Consider the following 21,966-nt stretch of genomic DNA (forward strand, 5'->3'; position numbering starts at 1 on the left):
GCGCCTTAGATCATTTCTTCGCCGCCCTTCCCGCCGAGAACGATTTCTCCGGCTTCGGCCATACGGCGGGCAATCGTGAGGATTTCCTTCTGGGCGGTTTCCACGTCGCTGACGCGTACCGGCCCCTTGGCTTCCAGGTCGTCGCGCAACAGCTCGGAGGCACGCTTGGACATGTTCTTGAAGATCTTCTCCTTGACGCCTTCGTCGGAGCCCTTGAGTGCCAGTACCAGCACATCGGAGGACACTTCGCGCAGCAGCGCCTGGATGCCACGGTCGTCGACATCGGAGAGGTTGTTGAACACGAACATGAGGTCTTCGATCTGGCCGGACAGGGTGTCGTCGATCTCGCGGATCGAGTCCATCAACTGGCCTTCGACCGAGCTGTCGAGGAAGTTCATGATGTCGGCCGCGCGCTTGATACCACCCAAGGTGGTCCGCGAGGCGTTCGAGTTGCCCGAGAACTGTTTCTCGAGAATCGTGTTGAGTTCTTTCAGGGCCGCCGGCTGCACGGTGTTCAGCGACGACACGCGCAGGATGATGTCCAGGCGCACTTTATGGTCGAAGTGGCCGAGGACCTCACCGGCCTGGTCCGGGTCGAGGTAAGCCACCACGATCGCCTGGATCTGCGGGTGCTCGTAGCGGATCACGTCGGCGACCGCGCGCGGCTCCATCCACTTGAGGCTGTCCAGGCCACTGGTGTTGCCGCCCAGCAGGATGCGGTCGATCAGGCCGTTGGCCTTGTCTTCGCCCAAGGCCGAGGTGAGCATCTTGCGGATGTAGCTGTCGGAGCCGACGCCCAGGCTGGTCTGGTCGCCGACGATCTCGACGAACTCGCTCATCACCTGCTCGACTTGCTCACGGTGCACATTGCGCATCTGCGCCATGGCCACGCCCACACGCTGGACCTCTTTAGGCCCCATGTGACGCAGCACTTGGGCGGCATCGGTTTCACCAAGGGACAGCAGCAATACAGCGGCTTTGTCGACCTTGGTAAGTTTGGCAACAGCGGCTCGACTATCACTCATCTGCGTTAATCCACTCTTTCACGACCTGGGCCACACGGCCCGGGTCTTCTGCTACCAGACTTTTGATTGCGTTCAACTGAGCGTCGTAGCCTTCGCTCGGGCTCGGCAACAGGATGCTTTGCGGGCCGCCGAGGCTGACGCGGTCGTTGGCCAGTTCGCCGTCCAGGCCGCCCATGCCACCCAACTCGACATCGCTGCCACCGAAGGCCGCCAGTTGCTTCTTGCCGTTGCCGGTAATGTTGTTGAGCACCGGGCGCAGCACACCGAACACCAGCACCAGGATGAACAACACACCCAGCACTTGCTTGACGATGTCCCAGAACCACGGCTGGGTGTAGAACGCCGCTTCGGCGATCACTTCACCGCGCTCGGCGGAGAACGGCATGTTGATCACGCTGACGCTGTCACCACGACTGGCGTCAAAACCAACGGCGTCCTGCACCAGGCGCGTGAAGCGCGCCAATTCGTCGGCGCTCCACGGCGCACGTGTTACAGCACCGTCAGCGGCGTTGACCTTGACCTGGTCATCGACCACCACCGACACCGACAGGCGATTGACGCGACCCTGCTGCTGCTTGGTGTGGCTGATGGAACGGTCGAGTTCGAAGTTCTTGGTGGACTGGTTGCGCTTGTCCGCCGGGTACGGCGCGAGCATCGGCTGGCCGGTGGCCGGGTCCATGATCTGCTGGCCGTTGGCATCCAACAGTGGCTGGCCAGGCTGGATCGCGCCAGCGGTGGCTGCGGCGCCACCGGTGGTTTGCGGCGCCGAGGCCGGGGCCGGTGGCTGGTTGCTCAGGGCACCCGGCACACCTTGCGGGCCATTGCTGGCGGTGCGTTGTTCGCTGGTCGATTGCTCACTGCGCAGGGCCGGCTGGTCCGGGTTGAACTGCTCGGAGGTCGACTCGACGGCACTGAAGTCCACGTCGGCAGACACTTCCGCCTTGTAGCGGTCATTGCCCAGCACCGGCTGCAGGATGTTGTGCACACGCTGGGTGAGCATGCTTTCCATGCGGCGGCTGTAGTCGAACTGCTTGCCGGCCTGGGTCAGCGCGGAGTTTTCGGCCATGTCGGACAGCAGGTTGCCCTTCTGGTCGACCACGGTGATTTGCGACTTGCTCAGTTCGGGAACGCTGGTGGCCACCAGATTGATGATCGCCAGGACCTGGCCAGGCTCCAGGGAGCGGCCGGAAAACAGTTCGACCAGTACCGAAGCACTTGGCTTGCGCTCGTCGCGCACAAACACCGAGCTTTTCGGGATCGCCAAGTGCACGCGGGCACCCTTGACGTTGTTCAGGCTGGAAATGGTGCGCGCCAGCTCGCCTTCAAGGCCACGCCGGTAGCGGGTGGCTTCCATGAACTGGCTGGTCCCCAGGCCCTGATCCTTGTCGAGGATCTCGAAACCGATGTTGCTGTCGGACGGGGTCACGCCGGCGGCGGCCAACTTCATCCGCGCACGGGCCACATCGTCGGCCTTGACCAGCAAGGCGCCGGAGTTGGGCTCCACGGTGTAGGCGATGTCGGCGGCGGCGAGGGTTTCCATGATCTGCTTGGAATCCATGCCCGCCAGGCTGCCGTACAGCGGCCGATAATCAGGTTGCTGCGACCACAGCACTACGGCAAAACCAATCGCCACGCTGGCAGCCAGGCCGACCATCAGGCCCACCTGACGCAGCATGGTCATTTCCGAGAGGTTTTCCAGGAACGACAGGCCAAACAGCGGCGGCTTGCCGTCTGCCTTGGCGGGTACGTTGTCGGAGACTGCTTCTGCCATGACTTAAATCTCGCCCTTAAACCGGCATCTGCATGATGTCTTGATAGGCCTGGACCAGCTTGTTACGCACTTGGGTCAGGGCCTGGAAGGAGACGCTGGCCTTTTGCGAGGCGACCATCACATCGGTGAGGTCCACGCCGCTTTTGCCGATCTCGAACGCATTGGCCAACTGGCTGGAGGCTTGCTGGGTGTCGCTGACTTTGTTGATGGCCTGGCCGAGCATGTCGGCGAAGCTGCTTTGGCCCAATTCCGGCGCTGGCGCGACGGATTTCGGCTGAGCCATGGCATCCATTTGCATGGAGCGCATATCCAACATCAACCGATTGAACTCAATACCCTGGCTCATGACCTTCTCTCTCCAACCCGCAAATTTTTGACACTACGCAGCGATTACTAGGGGAGGTAGCAACAAGGGTGCCAGCTCTGTATCAACTCGTAAGAAAAGGCGACAAACCTTGTCGACCTTGTTACCGGTTACGTGGCGAATAAATACGCTTCCACGTCCATCCCGGCGTCGCGCATCTGCGCCAGCTTGTAGCGCAGGGTGCGCGGGCTGATGCCCAGGCGCTCGGCGGCCTCTTTGCGACGGCCGCGCTCGGCACGCAGGGTGTCGATGATCATCTGGAATTCGCGGCGACGCAGGTCGTCGCCCAGGGCGCCGGCAGACTCAGCCTCTGCAACCACCGGCACGGGCGCCAACGTCGGCAATGGCGCGGCACCACTGCCCATGGCCAGACAGAAATCCTGGGGCTGGATCAAGCCGCCCTGCTGCAGAATCAGCGCGCGCTGGATAGCGTTGTCCAATTCCCGCACGTTGCCGGGCCATGGATAACTGATCAGGCAGGCCTGGGCTTCGGCCGACAGCCGCGCCTGGGCGTGCTTCATTTTTTTGACGTGGTTGTTCAGCAGGCGCTCGGCCAGCGGAATGATGTCTGCCGGGCGCTCACGCAGCGGTCGCCAGGCCAGCGGGAACACCGAGAGCCGATAGAACAGGTCTTCCCGGAAACGCCCCGCCGCCACTTCGCCGGCGAGGTCACGGTTGGTGGTGGCGACCACGCGGATATCCAGCTGGATCGGCTTGCGCGCGCCGACTCGCTCCACTTCGCGCTCCTGCAGCACCCGCAGCAGTTTGGCTTGCAGGCCCAGGGGCATTTCCGAAATCTCATCCAACAGAATGGTGCCGCCATCGGCCTGTTCGAACTTGCCCGCCTGGGCCGCGATGGCGCCGGTGAACGAGCCCTTTTCGTGGCCGAACAGCGTGGCTTCAAGCATGTTGTCGGGGATCGCCGCGCAGTTGATGGCGATAAACGGTTGTTTGGCGCGGGTCGACTGCTGGTGGATATAACGCGCCAGCACCTCTTTACCGGTGCCGGACTCGCCGGAGATCAGCACCGTGGAATCACTGCGCGCCACACGGGCTGCCAACTCGAGCAATTGGGCACTGGCGGGTTCGAAGGCAATCGGGCCCTCGCCTTCGTGGGCCGGGATCACGCCCAGGGCGTGGCGCGCGACCAGTTCGATCAGGGCTTTAGGCTCGAAGGGTTTGACCAGGTAATCCGCAGCGCCCTGGCGCATCGCGTCCACGGCACGCTCCACCGCGCCATGGGCGGTCATCAGCAACACCGGCAGTTGCGGCTGACGCGCCCGCAGCAGGCCGAGCAACTGGTGGCCGTCCATGCCGGGCATGTTCACGTCACTGACCACGAGGCTGAAGGTTTCCTGCTCCACCGCCTCCAAGGCGTCCTCGGCAGACCCGACCGCCCGGTAGTCATGGCCCGCCAACAGCAGCGTGTCAGCCAATGCTTCACGCAGGGCGCGATCGTCTTCCACCAATAGAACCTTGATAGCCATAGCCTTACTCCGCGCTCGCCGCGCATGAAAACAGCGGCAAGGTCATCAATGCACAGGTGCCACGCCCCAAGCGGGAATGCAGCTGCAATTCTCCCTGATGGGCACGTGCCACGGCCTTGACCACGGTCAGGCCCAGGCCGGTACCGTTGGTCTTGGTGGTAAAAAACGGTTCACCCAGGCGCTTGAGCACCAGCGGATCGATGCCGCTGCCGCTGTCGCTGATGCACAGGCGCAAGGTTTGCTCGCGGTTGTACAGGTGCACCTTGAGCCGCGCGCCGGGGCCACTGGCCTGGGTGGCGTTTTCGATCAGGTTGAGCAGCGAGCCCACCAAGGTGTCGCGGTTGCACAGCAGCTCGCCGAGGTGGCTGTCGCACTGCCAGCGCACTTGCACGTCTTGAATATGGGTAGCGGCCGCAGCCTGCAGGGCCTGCATCAGTTGGGCCGGCGTCACGCGGTCGGTCAGCGGCAATTCGCCGCGGGCAAACACCAACATGTCGCGCACCTGGTGCTCCAATTCATGCAGGCGCTCCTTCAGGCGCCCGGCAAAGCGCTGGTGGGTGGCGGCGGGCAACTGTTCATCAGTCAAATGACTGGCGTAGATCAACGCGGCCGACAGCGGCGTGCGGATCTGATGCGCCAACGAAGCGACCATCCTGCCCAGGGACGACAAACGCTCATGGCGCGCCAACTGGTCTTGCAGGTGACGGGTTTCAGTCAGGTCGTTGAGCAGCACCAACTGGCCCGGTTCCGCATCCAGGGAACGGGTGGCAATGGACAGGCGACGACCGTCTTTCAGGGAGATTTCGTGACCATCGTCCTCACGCGGCGCAAAGCAGCGGGTGATGACATGGCGCCACAGCTCGCCTTCCAGCGGCAGGCCGAGCATGTCGCAGGCCGCCGGGTTGGCTTCACGCACGCGGCCGTCTTCATCGATGACGATCACGCCACCGGGCAACAGCGACAGCAGGTTTTGCAGTCGGTTGGCCAGGCGCTCTTTCTCGGCCAGCTCTTCCATGCGCTGGGCGCTGACCACCGCCAGTTCGCCTTTAAGCTCGGAGACCCGGGCTTCCAGCAGGCTGTAGGAGTCGGTCAGTTGGCTCGACATCTGGCTGAACTGCGAGAACGCCTGTTCAAGACCCTGGCGGGTCGGCGGCTCTACAGGCGGAACCAGCCCCTGGATGGCAGGGGTCGAAGATAGTTGGGCGGCGTGGGGCATCATGCTCTCTCGCTTGGCTGACCGTCAGTTAAACGGAACGTTGCGAGAGCTATAGCAATAGTTGTGCCGAAAAAAAACCGCTGAAATATCAGCGGCTTGGAAAACAGGCGTCAATCATCTGCCTGTTCATCACCTTCTTTGCGGCTCATACCGTACTTGCGCATCTTCTCCACCAGGGTGGTTCGACGGATACGCAGGCGCTCGGCGGCACGGGCGACGATGCCGTTGGCGTCGTCCAGGGCCTGCTGGATCAACCCCTGCTCGAGGTTGCCGAGATAGTCCTTCAAGTCCAGGCCTTCGGGCGGCAGCATCGCGGTGGAGCCGAAGTCTGGGGCATGGCCGTTGATGGCAACGCGTTCTTCCATGTCGCTGCGCAGGCTGTCGACCAGTTGCTCGTCTTCGTCGTCGACGTAGCGGAATTTCTTCGGCAACTCGACCACGCCGATCACCCCGTAGGGATGCATGATCGCCATGCGTTCCACCAGGTTGGCCAGTTCACGGACGTTGCCCGGCCAGCCGTGGCGGCACAGGGACATGATCGCGGCCGAGTTGAAGCGGATCGAACCGCGCTTTTCGTGCTCCATGCGCGAGATCAGTTCGTTCATCAGCAGCGGGATGTCTTCCACGCGCTCACGCAGCGGGGCCATCTCGATCGGGAATACGTTGAGGCGGTAGTACAGGTCTTCGCGGAAACTGCCGACCTCGATCATGCTTTCGAGGTTCTTGTGGGTCGCGGCGATGATGCGCACGTCAACGCTCTGGGTCTTGTTGCTGCCCACGCGCTCAAAGGTGCGCTCCTGCAATACACGCAGCAGCTTGACCTGCATCGGCAGCGGCATGTCGCCGATTTCGTCGAGGAACAGGGTGCCGCCGTTGGCCAGCTCGAAACGCCCGGCACGGCTGGTGATCGCCCCGGTAAAGGCGCCCTTCTCGTGGCCGAACAGTTCGCTTTCGAGCAGCTCTGCCGGGATCGCCCCGCAGTTGACCGGCACGAATGGCCCGTCGCGACGCTTGGAGTGGTAGTGCAGGTTGCGCGCGACCACTTCCTTGCCGGTGCCCGACTCGCCGAGGATCAGCACACTGGCGTCGGTATCGGCCACCTGCTGCATCATCTGGCGCACGTGCTGGATGGCACGGCTGGTGCCGACGAGGCTGCGGAACAGGTTGGGTTCGCGGTGGCGACCGCGCTCGCGGGCCTGGTCGTACATCTCGCGATAGACCTGGGCACGGTGCAGGGAATCAAGCAATTTGCTGTAGCTGGGGGGCATTTCCAGACTGGAAAGCACGCGGCGGCGCTGGTCTTCCGGCAGCTCGACAGAAGAAATATCACCAATTAGCAACACCGGAAGGAACTCATCCCAGGTAGACAGTGTCTTTAACAAGCCCAAAACACCACCTGGAGCGTTTACCGTCCCGATCAGCACACAAATGACTTCACGGCTCGATGACAATGAGCTCGACACCTGTTGCCAATCATGGCTGCCACAGGGCAGATTTTCTTCGCCAAGAAAATTCAAAATCACCGCCAAGTCGCGGCGGCGGACGCTATCGTCATCGATCAGCAGAATTTTGGTTTCACGCCACATGCAATAGCAACTTCCCTAGTAAAACTTCCTGCCCCGAGATTGTGGGCAATCGAGGCGCCTGTAAGACTTCTTACCTTACTAGACGTCTGAAATCTGAAAACAGCACTAGTTAAGTCAAAAAAGCTGGCACGGTCAAATTTATGACGCGCCGGTAGGATTAACTGCGGCTGTTCAGCCGAACAGATGGTAAACCTTTGACGCATTTTTCGCTTGGTTGATCTGCGACATCTCTTCAAAAATCGCCTGGCGCTCGCCTGTCGTCACCTCCAGTAACTGCTGATATACCACCAACAGGCTCTCAAGCTTCTCGCGCAGCGCATCTTCGTCCACCGGCGCTTCGCTGAGCACCTCATCGATCACCGCGCGGCAACCCAGGTCCAACTCGCCAACGGCCTCCCAATTGCGGTCGGCCAGCGCGCCGATCAGGGCTTCGCGGGTTTCGTCGATGCGTTGCAGTGCTTGGCTCATGATCTGTACCTCAAGGCGATCCGCCTTATTGTGGAGCGATGGCATCCCAGCCGGTTTTGACTGTAATCAGCAGGCGGGCGACTTCGTCGATCATCTCGGCGTCATTGACTTGATTCGCCTCGACCAGACGATTGCCCATGTAGTTGTACAGGGCGTCCAAACGCTGTATCGCTTCCGGATCTTCGGCTTTCTCCGGCTCCAGGCCATCGCGCAGGCCGGAGATAATTTCGATCGCCTTGCCCAGCAGCAGCCCTTTCTGGGCGATATCACCGCGACTCAACGCCCCCTTGGCCTGCGCCATACGATCCAGGCCACCTTCCATCAGCATCTGCACCAGGCGATGCGGGCTGGCCTCGGAGACCTGAGCATGGGAATTGACCTTCTGGTACTGGCGAAGGGCTCTCATCGGGTTCATGTTGCTACCTCGTTACTGGCGACAATCGAATAGGTTTGCTTAACCAGTTTTTCGACTGAGGCGACAAAAACTTTAATCCAGAACCATGGGCCAGGGCCCTGAATCAGGGCCGCGGGCGCGCCGTCCATCAGCTCGACTTCGGATTGTTCAGCGAGTTGAGGGTGGTCATGATGCTGGAGCTGCTGGAGTTGATCTGGGCGATCATGGTGTCCATAGCGGTGTACTTGGCCGTCAGGGACTTCTGCAAGGCATCCATGCGCCGCGTCAGGTCATCCGTCTCTTTGGTCAAGTCGGTCAACTTGTTGTTGAGATCGGTGGCACGGGTCGCCAGCGTGCCGGTGGTGCCGACATAACTGTTGGTCGCCTTGTTCATCCGCGTGATCAAGCCCGTGTCGCCGGTGAACAGCTTGGCGATATCGCCGGCGCCTTTAACTACTGCTGCGTTCCAGGTTTTGTCATCCAGGCTCAACAGCCCGGTTTTCTGATCAGTGGTTACACCCATCTGCGCCAGACTGGAAATACTGCCTGCACCAGAACCGCTGACCAACTCCGAGCGCAGGCTGTTCACCAGTTGACGCATCGAAGCATCACCGGTCAACGCCCCTGCGGTGGTGGTCGAGGCATCGCCGGTGGCGGTGACTTTGGTCTGGGTATTGACGGCCGTCATCAGCGCGTTGTACGCGGTGACGAACGACTGTACCGAGGTTTTCAACGTGTCGGTGTTGCTGGCCACGGTGATGGTCGTTGGCTTGGTCAAGTCAATCGTGTCCAGCAGATCCAGGGTCACGCCACTGATCGCAGACGTGATCTTGTTGCTGTTGGATGACATTTCAACGTCATCGATGAAGTACTTGGCATTTTTTGGGGCCGCGCCCTTGTCATACCCGGTGGCCAGCTGCGAGTCGCCACTGAGGGTGATGTCGGTGCCTTCGCCCATGTTGGTCGACGTCAGTACCAGACGTGCGCCGTTGGAGTCACTCAGCACGTTGGCGCTGATGCCCTGGGACGAAAGCTGAGTATTGATGGACTCGCGCACCTGTTGCAAGGTTGCGCCGCCAGGAATCACCACGTCATAGCTTTTGCCCGACTGGTTGATCGTCAACGTCTGGTCTTCGTCGGTGCTATTGGCCTTGCCCGTCGCGCCGTCCACATTCACTGCGGTGGTGACTTTCGACGCGGTCGCCAGGTTCGTGACTTTCAGCACGTACTTGCCGCTGGACGCGCCGTCAGCCAAGGTCACCTTGGCATTTTTCTCTTCCGAAGAAGTGGCCGCCAGCCCATTGAACGCCGAGGCATTGTTCAACTTGGTGATCGCCGCCTGGTAGGCTTCCAACGCCGTCTTGACCGAACCAACCGCCGACAACTGCACGGTGGCCTTTTTCTGCTCGTTGGTGATCTGCGCTTGCTTGGGCGCTTGTTCAGCCCCCACCAGCGCCTTGACGATAGCTTGCGTGTCGTAACCCGAACCTGGGCCGGAAATCGTTGAACTAGCCATTTGCCATTCTCCTTGTCCTGCAGCGGCCGTTTTTTTGGCGCTTATGCGTTCTGACCGCAATCAGAGACATGTTTCGTGCCAACTCAGGCCTTGCTATCAAACAGCAAGCTGCTGGCATCGCTAAGGTTCTGCGCCAGCTTCAGCGCAGTCTCCGAGGGTATCTGTCGAATCACTTCACCACTGTCCGTGGCGATCACCTTGACGACCACCTTGCCGGTGGAGTCATCGATGGAAAAATCCAGGTTGCGCTGTGAAGCCTGCACAAACTCGCGAATATCGGTTACCGCTTTTTCCAGCGCGACGCGCTGCGGTTCCTCGCCCTTGACCGGTTCACTGCTGGCTGCAGTCTTTGCCTGGGGCACCGGTGCGGCGCTGGGCTGGGCTGTACCAGAGGCGTAGGGAGTACTTAGCTTGATGCTCATGTCCATGTCACCACCTCCAAACTGAAAAAACGGAAGGGCACGTTAAACGCACCCTCCCGTTATTTAACCGCTGTCGCCTATTACTGAAGCAGCTTCAGAACAGAGGATGGCAGTTGGTTGGCCTGGGACAGGATCGCAGTGGAAGCCTGTTGCAGGGTTTGTTGCTTGGTCAGCTCAGCAGCTTCAGAAGCGAAGTCAGCGTCTTCTACGCGGCCTTTGGCAGCGGAGGAGTTCTGCGAAATGCTCTGCAGGTTGGCCACGGTGCTGGCGAAGCGGTTTTGTACGGCACCCAGCTGCGAACGCTGGCTGTCGATCTGCTGCATGGCGTCGTCCAGAGCCTGGACGGCCTGCTGCGAAGAAGCGGCAGTCAGAACGTTCAGGTCGGAAACGCTGGTTTCCATAGTCACGGCGACCTTGGTACCGGCAGTGGCAACAGCGGTCAGACCCAGTGCAGCCAGGCCAGTACCAGCACTACCGTCTTTGACGGTGATATCTTTGTCGGCGAACAGGTTCAGAGTGCCGGCAGCGTTTTTGCTGGCTTGTACACCAGTGCTGGCGCTGTTGATCGAAGAAACGATCGCGTCAGCGGTATCACCTTTCTTGAACTTGACTTCAACACCGTTCAAGCTAATCGAAGTGTCTGCGGTCAGCTTGGCCTGAGTAGTACCGGCGGACAAGCCCAACTGCGACAGCGAACCGCTGGTGTTGTTGGTCAGCTTGATGTCAGCACCCTGACCGGAGGTCACCTGGATGCGACCGTTGGTGAACGATGCAACACCACCGGTACCGGCAGCGGTTTGCAGGTTAGTGACGACGCTCGCGATGGTGTCGTTTGCAGCCCAAGCCACGGTATTGCCGTTTACAGAAACGGAACCGGCAGCCCCCAAGGTGGTAGGGGTAGCGGCAGCTGTGGTGCCAGCGGTCATGCCAAGAGCGGTAGGACCAGTAGCAGGGGTAGCGCCAATGGTAATCGCACTGCTCGAAGACAAGCTCACGATACCAGCAGCTGTAGCGCTTGCAGTCACACCGGTAGTAGCGGTTTGTGCGTTGATTGCGGTTACGGCAGCGGCACCGGCAGCAGCGCCGGCAGCTACGACACCAGAAGCCAGAGTGATCGAAGTACCGTTGATGGTGATGGCATCACCAGCAGCGAGAGCAGTAGCAGCAGCACCACCGGTCACAGTTGCCTTATCACCGATCACCGCACCGGTCGCGGTAGCAGCCAGGCCAGTCATTGCTGCGCCGTTTACGGCTGCTTCTTTGTAGTTGCCTTTCAGAGCAGTCGAGCTGATGTCGGTCATACCGAACGAGATAGTCTCGTTGGCGTTGGCGCCGATCTGGAATGCTACGTTGTTGAACGAGCCGTCCAGCAGGTTACGACCACCGAAGGTGGTGGTGCTGGCGATACGGTTCAGCTCGCCCACTTTAGCGGTGAATTCCTGCTGCAGGGAAACACGGTCAGCGTCGCTTTTATCACCGTTCGCCGCTTGCAGGGCGAGTTCACGCAGACGCTGCAGGGTGTTGGTGGATTCTTGCATCGCGCCCTCAGCGGTCTGGGCAATCGACACGCCGTTGTTGGCGTTAGCGATGGCAACGTTCAGGCCTTTGACCTGGTTGTTCAGACGGTTGGCGATCTGCATGCCGGCGGCGTCGTCTTTGGCGCTGTTGATTTTCAGGCCGGAGGACAGACGGTTCATCGACTGGCTCAGAGCGTCGGAAGCTTTGTTCAGGTTCTTCTGGACACCCAGGGAAGTGATGTTGGTGTTTACTGATAATGCCATGACGAAATCCTCGTTGATTGGATGCTGCGGCTTCCGGCCCTGGCAACCGCCGGGTGTGGCCTAGAGAACCTACGTAATAGTTATCGTCGTGGTAGCCAGTTGCTTGAGGGTTTTTTTGAAATTTTTTACTAGCACCGTGCCACCCCTTGCAATTCAAGGGCTTAGGCCAGCGAAAAACCCCGGTTTCATTGGCTTTTCTGGCGCCAATAAAAAAACGCCGATGATCTCTCGATCATCGGCGTTTCTTTTGAAGCCGGTTAAAACCTCACGAACGATAGAGAATCGCCGACCCCCACGACAACCCCACACCAAAACCACTGATAGCCACGCGCTTCCAGGTGGCGTCGATCACATGCTTTTCCAGCAGCAACGGAATACTCGACGACACGGTGTTGCCGGTCTCGACCATGTCCTTTATGAACTTGTCCACCGGTGCATCTTCAAAGCGACGCGCCACGGCGTCGACAATCGCCGCACTGCCCTGGTGAATGCAGAACGCATCGATGTCATCGGCCTTGAGGTCCGACTCATTGAGCAGCTCGTGCAAATGCGCCGGCACCTTGAGCAAGGCGAAGTTGAACACCTGGCGGCCGTTCATGAAAAATACGCCATCGCTAACCTTAAGGTGTGGTGCGCCGGAACCGTCGGTGCCGAACTTGGCATTGCCCAGTAGCCACGGCGCATCTTCACCCATCCAGGTGGCGGTGGCAGCGTCGCCGAACAGCATGGTGGTGTTGCGGTCTTCCGGGTCAACGATCTTGGAGTACGGGTCGGCGGTGATCAGCAGGCCGTTCTTCAGGCCGGTGGCTTCCATGAAGCCTTTCATCGCGTAGATGCCGTAGACGTAGCCGGAGCACCCCAGGGAGATATCAAAGGCCGCGACGTGGGTCGGCAGGCCGAGTTTGTCCTGGACGATCGCAGCAGTGTGGGGCAAGCCTTCTTCATCGCCGTTCTGGGTGACGACGATCAGCGCGTCAATCGACTCGCGCTTCAAATCCGGGTTGTTGGCAAACAAAGCGTTGACCGCCTCGACACACAGATCGGAGGTTTCCTGCGCGGCTTCCTTGCGCGGCAGGAACGCCGAGCCGATCTTGCCGATGATGAATTCTTCATCCTTGGCGAACTTGGCACCCTGGGCGTAGTTATCGATCCCGTCTGCCGGCACGTAACTGGCGATGCTTTTTATGCCAATCATTGTGGCTTCCCAATACTAAATAGCTGGAGAACACCCCAGACGTGGCCTGGAGTGCTGACAATAAAGGGGGTAACCCCATAAAAATCTCGCTGAAAGCCGCCCCGCAAGGACCCTGTGACGACTTATCCTTTTCACACGATACAGTGAAGATGCGCTTTATGACTCACAGGTCACTCAATTTTGTGTGGATTGTGCAAAACGTTTCAACAATTTAGCCGCAGAAACGACAGCGGCCCGCCCTGTTTCCAGAGCGGGCAGCTTGACGTGACGCCACTTACATCTTGTTGAACAGGCTCAACTGCGAGATTTTCACGAAGGCCAGTTGTGACGCCTGCAGCATGGTTTGTTGCAGGCTGAGGTTGATGGCCGCTTCGGCGAAGTCGACATTGCCCAGCGAGTTCATGGTTGTGGTATTGGCCAGGCCAATGCTGGTGTTTTCCTGCACCTGGATATCCAGGGTGTTGAGGCGCGCACCGATGCCACCACGAATCTGGTCGATCTGGCTGTAGGCATTGGTCAGGTTGCCGATGGATCTGGCCACCACATCCTTGAGTTCCTTCTGCAATGCCGGGTTGCCATCCGACGGTGTCTCGAGGGTCCGACGCAGGCGACTGAGGGTGTCGAGTACGTTCTCGTTCTTGTTACTGGTGGCACCGACCAGGAACTGATCGCCGTCTGCAGGATCCGCACTGACGCCCAGGGTAACGCCCGCCACCGTGATCGAGGTGGCACCGGCGGCCAGCGTATCGCTGGCGATGGCTTTGCTGTCTGCGCTGTAAGGCTGCGCGTAGACGCTGTAAGCACCCGCCGCGCCGAACTTGATCACCAGGCCGGAGTTGGGGAACGTGCTGGAATAGGCGGCCTGATCGGTCACTGCACCGCCCGTCAACTGCGCCGTGCTCGGATTGCTTGGCGTCCGCGACACACTGAACGAGTCAGGCTTGATCGACAGGCTGAACTCGCGGCCCGCCACCACCAGGTCCGACGGCGCGCCCGGCAATACGTCTTTGCCCAGGTTCAAGCCGATGTCGAACTTGACCCCACGCAGGTTGAGGGTGGAGGCGCCTTCCTTGGTGGAGTCGAAGGTGCCGTTGCCCGGGATCTCGGAAGTGATGTCCTTGCCGGCCTTGTCGCTGACGGTGTACTGGGTACTGCTGGTAAAGGTCAGCTTGTACGGCTGGCCGTCGGCAAATTTGTCGCTGCTGGTGCCCGAAGCAATCAGGCCTGCCGATACGGTGACTTTACCGTCATCCACATCCACAGCCGGGTTCGGCAGCACGCGCGTGGCTTGCGTACGCCCGGTATTGGCCGCGGTTTCAAGCATGCTCTTGGCGGTATCCCCCATCGAGATCGACAGGTTTTCGGCGACTTTCAGGGTCAGCGGAGTGTCATCGCCCTGATAGGTGTAGGTGCCGTCGTTGTTGCGCGAATAAGGCGGCGTGTCGGTCTTGCTCCCGGAAAACAGGTAATTGCCGGTGGAATCCTTGGTATTGAGCAGACCCATGATCTGGTCTTCCAGGGAACCGATTTCAGCGGCCGTCGACTTGCGGTCGGCATCACTGATACCGACGTTACCCGCCTTCAGGGCCAACTCACTGGCCCTTTGCACAGCTATGTTGATGTTTTCCAGCACGCTGTCTTCGGTGCTCAGCGAATTTTTCAGCGTGTCGATATTGCCGTTGAATTGCCCCAGCATGTCTTTCTGCTGTTGCAGCATCAGCAACCGCGCCGCCGCCACCGGATCATCCGCCGCCGTTTGCACGCGCACACCGCTGCTTGCCTGATCCTGGGCCTTCACCACGCTGGAATAGTTCTGCTGGTAATTGGCGGAGCTGGTTTCGAAATACTGCTGTGTAGAAATACGCATCGTCCCAGACTCCCTTAAAGGCTATTGATCAATGTAGTGAAGGTTTCCTGCGCAGCCTTGATGATCTGCGACGACGCGGTGTAGTACTGCTGGAACTTGATCATGTCGCCCGCCTCGTCATCCAGGTTGACCCCGGACACGGAGTTGCGCGCAGCCTTGTTGGCCGCCAGTAAGGCGCCGGTCGCAGAAACGTCAACACCGGACTGGTTGGCCTTGGCGCCGACCTGGGAGACCAGGCGGCTGTTGGCACCGGTCAGGCTCACGCCGACGTTACCCCCCCCCAGACCCACAGTGGCCTTGGTCTGCAGATCAAGCAACTGTTGGGCGTTGCGGCCATCGGACTTGCCGCCGCTGTTGAACGAAAAGGTCGTGCTGTCACCATCGGCCGGCGAACCGTTGATGGTGGTGTCGAATTTGAAGCCGGAACCTGGGATCACGGCGCCGGTGGCATCCAACTCGGGCACATTGACGCTGATCTTGTTGCCCTGCCCCGGAATGATGGTGCCGGTACCGATCGCCTTGCCCTGGGCATTACTGATCGTATACGACTGAGTGCCGTCCGCAGCCGGCTTGCCGAACACCATTTTGACCGGCATCAGGCCTTTAATATCCGTACGTAACTGCGCGGTAGCCGCCCCGCCGTGGATGTCCAACGGAACGCTCAACGACGGCTGGGTAAACGTGCCCGTGCCGGCATTGGTCTTGCCGCTCTCGCCGATCAGCGGGCCGGCAAATGCGAGCTTGTTGGCATCGGCCATCTCCACGCCGATAGCACTGGCACCGGTGGCAGTAGGGCTGACTTTATAGCTGTCGGGGAAGCTCATGCTGCCCTTGCCATCAAGGGCCAGGGTGAAGCCGTCCATCGGCACCTGGTTGGCAGCGGTGATGTCGAAGGTGCCCATGGCCTTGCCGTCGGAGCGCAGCACCGTGACCATGTTCGGGTTGGTATTGTCGCTGAAGGTGACCTGGTAGTCGAACGTGGTGAGCTTGCTGCTGTCAGTGATCGTCACGTTCAGGTTGCTGGCGGTGGCACTGTTGCCCGCCGCGCCCTGGCTGCGTGAAGCAATGGCGGCAGCGCTGTTGATGTCCTTGAACAGCGAGGTACCGAAATCACCATTCAAGTCCAGGCCCTGGCCCAACTGGTTATTGATGGTATCGGCGGTGGCAATGGCCAGGCGGCCCAGCTCATTGATAGCCGGCATCAGGGCGTCGCTGCGATAACGCAACAGGCCACCAATGCTGCCGCCACTGACCACCGAACCGAGGTCCAGGGCGGTGCCGCTGACATTCAGTTGAATGGTGTACTGACTGTTATCCGATTTGCTCGGCACCGCAGAAATCGTGTTGACAATCCCACCCTCCACCAGCGACTGGCCAGTGCCGGTGGTAATACTGAATTGGCCGTTCTTTTCCGTCGCAGTCACACCGATCAGCTCGTTGAGCGAGCGCACGGCCTCATTACGCGAGTCCAGCAGGTTGGCTGGCGCGCTGCTGGCCGAACCTTGGGCCTGGAAGATCTGCTTGTTCAGCGAGGCAATCGAGGCGGTCAGTTGGTTGACCTGGTCACTCATGGTGCTCAACTGGCTGTTGATGGTTTCTTTTTGCTGGGTCAGTTGTGTCGACAGCGAGTTAAAGCGATTGGTCAGGGTCTGGGCATTGGCAACCAGCAGTTGCCGGGCCGAAAGGTCATTAGGGTTCGACGAAGCCGTCTGCAACGTTGCAAAAAACGAGCTGAGTACCGACGACATGCCAGTGGTGCGGTCCGACAACAACTTGTCCACACTGCCGATTTGGCCCTGGTACGCATTGGCGTCCGCACTCAACGATGTGCTGTTTTGGTAGGCAGTATCCAGATACTCGTTGTACACCCGACGCACATCCGCCAGGGTCGTGCCGCTGCCGATGAACACACCGCCGAACTGGTTCGACGCATTGGCGGTCTGAGCGCTCTGCTGGCGGGAGTAACCCGGAGTATTGACGTTGGCGATGTTGTTACTCAAGACCGACAACGATCCTTGAGCGGCGTTAAGCCCCGACATCCCGATATTGAGCAAACTCATGGTTCAGACCTTATAAATGAGTGGTCGCGCCCGCGGCAGCGTAGTTCTGGTAACTGTTCATGGTTTTCGCGATCTGCGAAATCTTGCTGGCGTAGTCCGGGTCAGTTGCATAACCGGCCTTTTGCAACTCGCGTACAAACTGTTCCGGGTTATCGGCCGACTTCACAACTTCTTTATAGCGATCATTGCTTTGCAGCAACGTCACGAGGTCATGGAAGCTGTCCTGGTAAGAATCGTAGGACCGGAACTGCGCCGTTTCCTTGACCATCGCCCCATCACGAAACTCGCTGGTGATCGCACGTGCTTGACCGCCCTGCCAACTCTGGCCGGCCTTGATACCGAACAGGTTGTGGCTGCTGCTGCCATCCTGGGCGCGCATCACCGACTTGCCCCAACCGGTTTCCAGGGCGGCCTGAGCCACCAGGTACTTCGGATCGACACCGATACGCGCGGCGGCCGCCTTGGCCATCGGCAACATGGTCGCGACAAATTCATCCTGGGAACTGAACGCCTTCTTCACCGGCGCCAATGGCGGCTGGGCCACAGCGCGACCGTAGACCTGCATGCGCCCGCTCGGTACGGCAAACGTGCGCGCAGTGCTGTTGACCACGTTGTCGGCAGCCGCGCTGTTACGCAGCGGCGCCGCCTGGGCAACGGTGGTGGTGTCGGTGCTCGGCACGATGCCGGCGAGCAGGCGATCGGTCAGCTTGCTCGGCAAGGCGATACGGCGCTGGTTCATCAGTGCGATGTCGTTGCTGTGGGCCGCAGCGGCACCCGCCTGGGGCTCCGCCACGCGATAGGCCCACAGTGGACGTTGGCCATTGGAACGCCCCAACGGGCCCTCGGCCTGGGTACCGGCAGCAATTTGCGTCGGCACATCGACTTTCTTGACCGCCTCGGCCGCCGCCGGGCCCTGCAAGGTGGCCGCCTGGGCGTCCACCGGCTTGTTCTTCTGCATCTGGCGCATCAGCACATCGGCCAGGCCGATACCGCCGCCTTCGCGGGACATCGAAACCGCCAGTTGCTGGTCGTACATTTCCTGGTACTGCTTGGCCGCCGGGGTATTCATCGGGTTGTCCTTACCCAGGGCCTCGGTGGCCGAGCGCATGGACTTGAGCATCTCGCTCAAGAACAGCGACTCGAATTCCTGCGCCACCTTGCGCATGTTGCCTTCGCTGTTCTTGTCGCCGACCTTCAGCTGGTTCAGGCGATTCAAGTCGGAATACGAACCCGAATCCGCCGTGCTGGTCAGGCCGCTGTTACGCATGTCCATGGCCATGGCGTTAAATCACGATCAGGTCGGCTTGCAACGCGCCGGCCTGCTTCAAAGCTTCGAGGATCGCCATCAAGTCGCCTGGCGCTGCGCCCACCTGGTTCACTGCACGCACAATCTCATCGAGGGTGGTGCCGGGGCCGAACTTGAACATCGGCTTGGCTTCTTGCTGGGCATTCACTCGCGAGCGTGGCACCACCGCCGTCTGGCCATTGGACAATGGCCCAGGCTGGCTGACGATCGGGTCTTCGGTGATGGTCACGGTCAGGCTGCCGTGTGTCACGGCGGCCGGCGAGACCTTGACGTTCTGGCCGATCACGATGGTACCGGTACGCGAATTGATGATGACCTTGGCCACCGCCTGGCCGGGGTCGACTTCGAGGTTTTCCAGGATCGACAGGTAGTCCACGCGCTGGCTTGGGTCCAGCGGCGCGGTGACGCGGATCGAGCCGCCGTCGATGGCTTGGGCCACGCCAGGGCCGAGCATGTCGTTGATCTTGTCGACCACACGCTTGGCGGTGGTGAAGTCCGAACGGTTGAGGTTCAGGGTCAGGCTGTTGCCCTGGTTGAAACCGCTCGGCACGGTGCGTTCAACCGTGGCGCCACCGGGGATGCGACCGGCCGACGGCACGTTGACGGTGATCTTCGAACCGTCGCGACCTTCGGCGTCAAACCCGCCCACTACCAGGTTGCCCTGGGCGATGGCATAGACGTTGCCGTCGATACCTTTAAGCGGGGTCATCAGCAAGGTGCCGCCGCGCAGGCTTTTGGAGTTACCGATGGACGACACGGTGATGTCGACCACCTGGCCCGGCTTGGAAAACGCCGGCAAATCGGCACTGATCGACACCGCCGCGACGTTCTTCAACTGCACGTTGCCCGAACCCGCCGGCACCTTGATGCCGAACTGCGAGAGCATGTTGTTGAAGGTCTGCAGGGTGAACGGGGTCTGGGTGGTCTGGTCACCCGTGCCGTTGAGCCCCACCACCAGGCCGTAGCCGATCAACTGGTTGGAACGCACGCCAGAGATGCTGGCGATGTCTTTCAGGCGTTCGGCCTGGGCGACTGCGCTCAGACTCAGCAGGAGTGCCGCCGCCATCAGCTGTTTGAGTTTCAAAGTGGCCACCTAGAAAGGGAACAGCGGGCTAAGGAAGAAACGGTCGAACCAGCCCGGCTGACTCGCATCAGCGAACGAACCTGTACCCGAGTAGGTAATGCGTGCATCGGCAATGCGCGTCGACGACACCGTGTTGTCGGTGGAAATATCATCGGCACGGACCATGCCGGCAATGCGCACCAGCTCGTCGCCGGTATTGAGCGTCATCCACTTCTCACCGCGCACGGCGATGATGCCGTTGGGCAATACATCGGCCACCGTCACAGTGACCGAACCGCTCAAGCTGTTGCCCTGCGCTGCCGCACTCTTGCCGTTGGTGGCGCGATCACCGCTGTAGCCGGCATTCAGACTCAGGTCACCATTGCCCAGGGGGTTATTGGTGTTGGGCACGGCGCCAAACAGCGAGCTCAAACCAATGCTGGCCGTACTGGTCTTGTCGATCTGGGAGTTGGCGTTCTTGCTGGCCTGGGTTCGCTCGTTCAGGGTAATGGTGATGATGTCACCCACGCGGAACGCCTTGCGGTCGCTGTACAGGTTCTGTTCGAAACCGGCCTGGTAGATCGAGCCATTGTTGGCCGCCGCCGGCAATGGCGTGCGCGGCAACACCGGCGCGTAGTACGGGTCATTGGGTTTTGGCGTCGGGGCGACACAGCCCGCGAGCACGGCAATCCCACTCAATGCCAAGACAGAAACAAAGCGATTCATGACCCTTACCTCACGGTGTTGCAGGCGCTCTAAGGAGCGCCCCATAGACTTGATTACAGATTCTGCGTTACGAACGAAAGCATCTGGTCGGCGGTGGAGATCACTTTGGAGTTCATCTCGTAGGCGCGCTGAGTGGTGATCATGTTGACCATCTCTTCAACGGTGCTGACGTTGGACGTTTCCAGGGTGCTTTGCAGCGTGGTGCCGAAACCGTTCAGGCCTGGAGTGCCGATTTGCGGCGCGCCGCTGGAAGCGGTTTCCAGGAACAGGTTATTACCCATCGCCTGCAGGCCGGCCGGGTTGATGAAGTCGGCGGTTTGCAGGTTGCCGATCACTTGCGACGCCGGGTTACCGGCCACGGTGATCGACACGGTGCCGTCGTTGCCGACGGTGAAGGTCTGGGCGTTGTTCGGCACGACGATAGCCGGTTCCAGGGCGAAACCGTTGGCCGTCACGATCTGGCCATTGGAGTCCAGGTGGAACGTACCGTCACGAGTGTAGGAAGTGGTCCCATCCGGCTGCAGGATCTGGAAGAACCCTTTACCGTTGATGGCCATGTCCAGCGGCTGCCCGGTCTGCTGCAGGTTACCGGCGTTGAAGTTCTTCTGGGTACCAACGATCTTCACACCGGTACCCAGTTGCAGGCCCGACGGCAATTCGCTGTCCTGGGTCGACTGGGCGCCTGGCTGGCGTTTGATCTGGTAGAGCAAGTCCTGGAACTCGGCGCGGTCACGTTTGAAACCCGTGGTCGACACGTTGGCCAAGTTGTTGGAAATGGTGGTCAGGTTGGTGTCCTGGGCGGACAGACCTGTTTTGGCAACCCATAGAGCCGGAAGCATGCTGTTCTCCTTCGTGCGCCTGTTTGTTGGCGCTGCGCTGCAAAAATTAGTAGTCGGTCAATAACGCTGCAATCAGCTCATCGCCATGACGCGGGTCATGGCCTGGTCGTCTTCCTTGGCGCTGTTCATCATCTTGATGTGCAGCTCGAACTGCTTGGAAAGCGCCAGGACCGCGGTCATTTCTTCCACGGCGTTGACGTTGCTCGCCTGCAGGAAACCCGAGGTCAGCGTGACGTTCGCATCGGCCACGGCCGGCTGGCCATCCTTGGTGTGGATGGTGCCATCCAGGCCTTTATTCATATTCTTGAGGTCGGGCTGGACCAGCTTGATGCGGTCCACTTCAGCCATCACCCGCGGGCCTTCGCCCATGGCGCGGATGCTGATGGTGCCGTCGGCGCCCACTTCGATTTTCTGCTGCGGCGGCACGGCAATCGGCCCACCGTTGCCCATGATCGGCATGCCGTTGCCGGCGCGCAGCACACCCAGCGCATCGACGTTCATGCTGGCACTGCGCACGTACGCTTCACCGCCATCCGGGGTTTGCACCGCCATCCAGCCATTGCCGTTCACCGCCACATCCAGGTCGCGACCGGTCTCGATCATCGCGCCAGGGCTGAAGTCGGTCGCGGGACGTTCGGTCATGGCAAATGCACGCGCCGGAAAGCTGTCACCGAACACCGGCATCGAACGCGCCTGTTCCAGGTCACGTTGAAAACCGTTGGTGGAAATGTTCGCCAAGTTGTTGGCATGGGCCTTCTGCGCCAGTGCATTCTGGCTGGCGCCGGTCATTGCCACATAAAGGTACTTGTCCACGCTCTTTCCTCTTTCTGACGCAGGCTTGCCGCCCACCGCTGTACTGATGAGGCTTAAGCAATTTGCG

General features: G+C 60.2%; 19 protein-coding genes. All 19 read right to left on the minus strand.

Going from position 1 to position 21,966, the window contains the following annotated elements:
* Window positions 1-5: 5 nt before the first annotated feature.
* The 19 genes from fliG to FIV39_RS15825 all read right to left on the minus strand — a co-directional run bounded on the left by fliG (window position 6) and on the right by FIV39_RS15825 (window position 21,899).
* Window positions 6-1,025, minus strand: a complete 1,020-nt coding sequence (gene fliG, locus FIV39_RS15735) for a flagellar motor switch protein FliG (protein ID WP_048720872.1) — start codon at window positions 1,023-1,025, stop codon at window positions 6-8.
* Window positions 1,018-2,796 carry a flagellar basal-body MS-ring/collar protein FliF gene (gene fliF, locus FIV39_RS15740; RefSeq protein ID WP_053133228.1) on the minus strand — a complete coding sequence of 593 codons (1,779 nt, stop codon included), beginning with the start codon at window positions 2,794-2,796 and terminating at the stop codon, window positions 1,018-1,020. The genes fliG and fliF overlap by 8 nt, the downstream gene beginning before the upstream one ends.
* Window positions 2,797-2,812: 16 nt before the next feature.
* On the minus strand, window positions 2,813-3,142 hold the full coding sequence (fliE, locus tag FIV39_RS15745; RefSeq protein ID WP_015885194.1) for a flagellar hook-basal body complex protein FliE: 330 nt from the start codon (window positions 3,140-3,142) through the stop codon (window positions 2,813-2,815).
* 128 nt (window positions 3,143-3,270) lie between these two features.
* Window positions 3,271-4,647 (minus strand): sigma-54-dependent transcriptional regulator, encoded by a 1,377-nt coding sequence (locus tag FIV39_RS15750; protein ID WP_090400020.1) that lies wholly within the window; start codon window positions 4,645-4,647, stop codon window positions 3,271-3,273.
* A gap of 4 nt (window positions 4,648-4,651) precedes the next feature.
* Window positions 4,652-5,863: a sensor histidine kinase gene (locus FIV39_RS15755; RefSeq protein ID WP_090409760.1), complete on the minus strand. Its 1,212-nt coding sequence runs from the start codon at window positions 5,861-5,863 to the stop codon at window positions 4,652-4,654.
* A gap of 110 nt (window positions 5,864-5,973) precedes the next feature.
* Window positions 5,974-7,449 carry a sigma-54 dependent transcriptional regulator gene (locus FIV39_RS15760; RefSeq protein WP_090400023.1) on the minus strand — a complete coding sequence of 492 codons (1,476 nt, stop codon included), beginning with the start codon at window positions 7,447-7,449 and terminating at the stop codon, window positions 5,974-5,976.
* 171 nt (window positions 7,450-7,620) lie between these two features.
* Entirely contained in the window at window positions 7,621-7,917 is a 297-nt protein-coding gene (locus tag FIV39_RS15765; protein ID WP_090400026.1) for a flagellar protein FliT, read from the minus strand.
* Between the two features lie 25 nt (window positions 7,918-7,942).
* A complete protein-coding gene (gene fliS, locus FIV39_RS15770; protein WP_034099507.1) occupies window positions 7,943-8,332 on the minus strand; it encodes a flagellar export chaperone FliS in 390 nt (129 codons plus the stop codon).
* Between the two features lie 127 nt (window positions 8,333-8,459).
* Entirely contained in the window at window positions 8,460-9,827 is a 1,368-nt protein-coding gene (gene fliD, locus FIV39_RS15775) for a flagellar filament capping protein FliD (protein ID WP_090400028.1), read from the minus strand.
* 83 nt (window positions 9,828-9,910) lie between these two features.
* Window positions 9,911-10,255, minus strand: coding sequence for a flagellar protein FlaG (locus FIV39_RS15780; protein ID WP_090400030.1), 345 nt, complete (start codon window positions 10,253-10,255; stop codon window positions 9,911-9,913).
* Window positions 10,256-10,329: 74 nt separating this feature from the next.
* A complete protein-coding gene (locus FIV39_RS15785) occupies window positions 10,330-12,030 on the minus strand; it encodes a flagellin N-terminal helical domain-containing protein (RefSeq protein ID WP_090400032.1) in 1,701 nt (566 codons plus the stop codon).
* A gap of 265 nt (window positions 12,031-12,295) precedes the next feature.
* Window positions 12,296-13,225, minus strand: a complete 930-nt coding sequence (locus FIV39_RS15790; RefSeq protein ID WP_090400034.1) for a ketoacyl-ACP synthase III — start codon at window positions 13,223-13,225, stop codon at window positions 12,296-12,298.
* Window positions 13,226-13,499: 274 nt separating this feature from the next.
* Window positions 13,500-15,092, minus strand: a complete 1,593-nt coding sequence (locus FIV39_RS15795; protein ID WP_090400037.1) for a flagellar hook-associated protein 3 — start codon at window positions 15,090-15,092, stop codon at window positions 13,500-13,502.
* Between the two features lie 14 nt (window positions 15,093-15,106).
* On the minus strand, window positions 15,107-17,152 hold the full coding sequence (gene flgK / locus FIV39_RS15800; RefSeq protein ID WP_146371554.1) for a flagellar hook-associated protein FlgK: 2,046 nt from the start codon (window positions 17,150-17,152) through the stop codon (window positions 15,107-15,109).
* A gap of 10 nt (window positions 17,153-17,162) precedes the next feature.
* Window positions 17,163-18,431 (minus strand): flagellar assembly peptidoglycan hydrolase FlgJ, encoded by a 1,269-nt coding sequence (flgJ, locus tag FIV39_RS15805; protein ID WP_090400039.1) that lies wholly within the window; start codon window positions 18,429-18,431, stop codon window positions 17,163-17,165.
* 4 nt (window positions 18,432-18,435) lie between these two features.
* The gene (locus FIV39_RS15810; RefSeq protein WP_033901075.1) at window positions 18,436-19,524 is read right to left on the minus strand and encodes a flagellar basal body P-ring protein FlgI; all 1,089 of its coding nucleotides are present in this window, start codon (window positions 19,522-19,524) and stop codon (window positions 18,436-18,438) included.
* Window positions 19,525-19,551: 27 nt separating this feature from the next.
* The gene (gene flgH / locus FIV39_RS15815; RefSeq protein ID WP_090400042.1) at window positions 19,552-20,247 is read right to left on the minus strand and encodes a flagellar basal body L-ring protein FlgH; all 696 of its coding nucleotides are present in this window, start codon (window positions 20,245-20,247) and stop codon (window positions 19,552-19,554) included.
* 53 nt (window positions 20,248-20,300) lie between these two features.
* Window positions 20,301-21,086, minus strand: a complete 786-nt coding sequence (gene flgG, locus FIV39_RS15820; RefSeq protein ID WP_027603835.1) for a flagellar basal-body rod protein FlgG — start codon at window positions 21,084-21,086, stop codon at window positions 20,301-20,303.
* 72 nt (window positions 21,087-21,158) lie between these two features.
* On the minus strand, window positions 21,159-21,899 hold the full coding sequence (locus FIV39_RS15825) for a flagellar basal body rod protein FlgF (protein WP_090400044.1): 741 nt from the start codon (window positions 21,897-21,899) through the stop codon (window positions 21,159-21,161).
* Window positions 21,900-21,966 lie beyond the last annotated feature (67 nt).

Source organism: Pseudomonas grimontii (assembly GCF_007858185.1).
Taxonomy (GTDB): Bacteria; Pseudomonadota; Gammaproteobacteria; order Pseudomonadales; family Pseudomonadaceae; genus Aquipseudomonas; species Aquipseudomonas grimontii.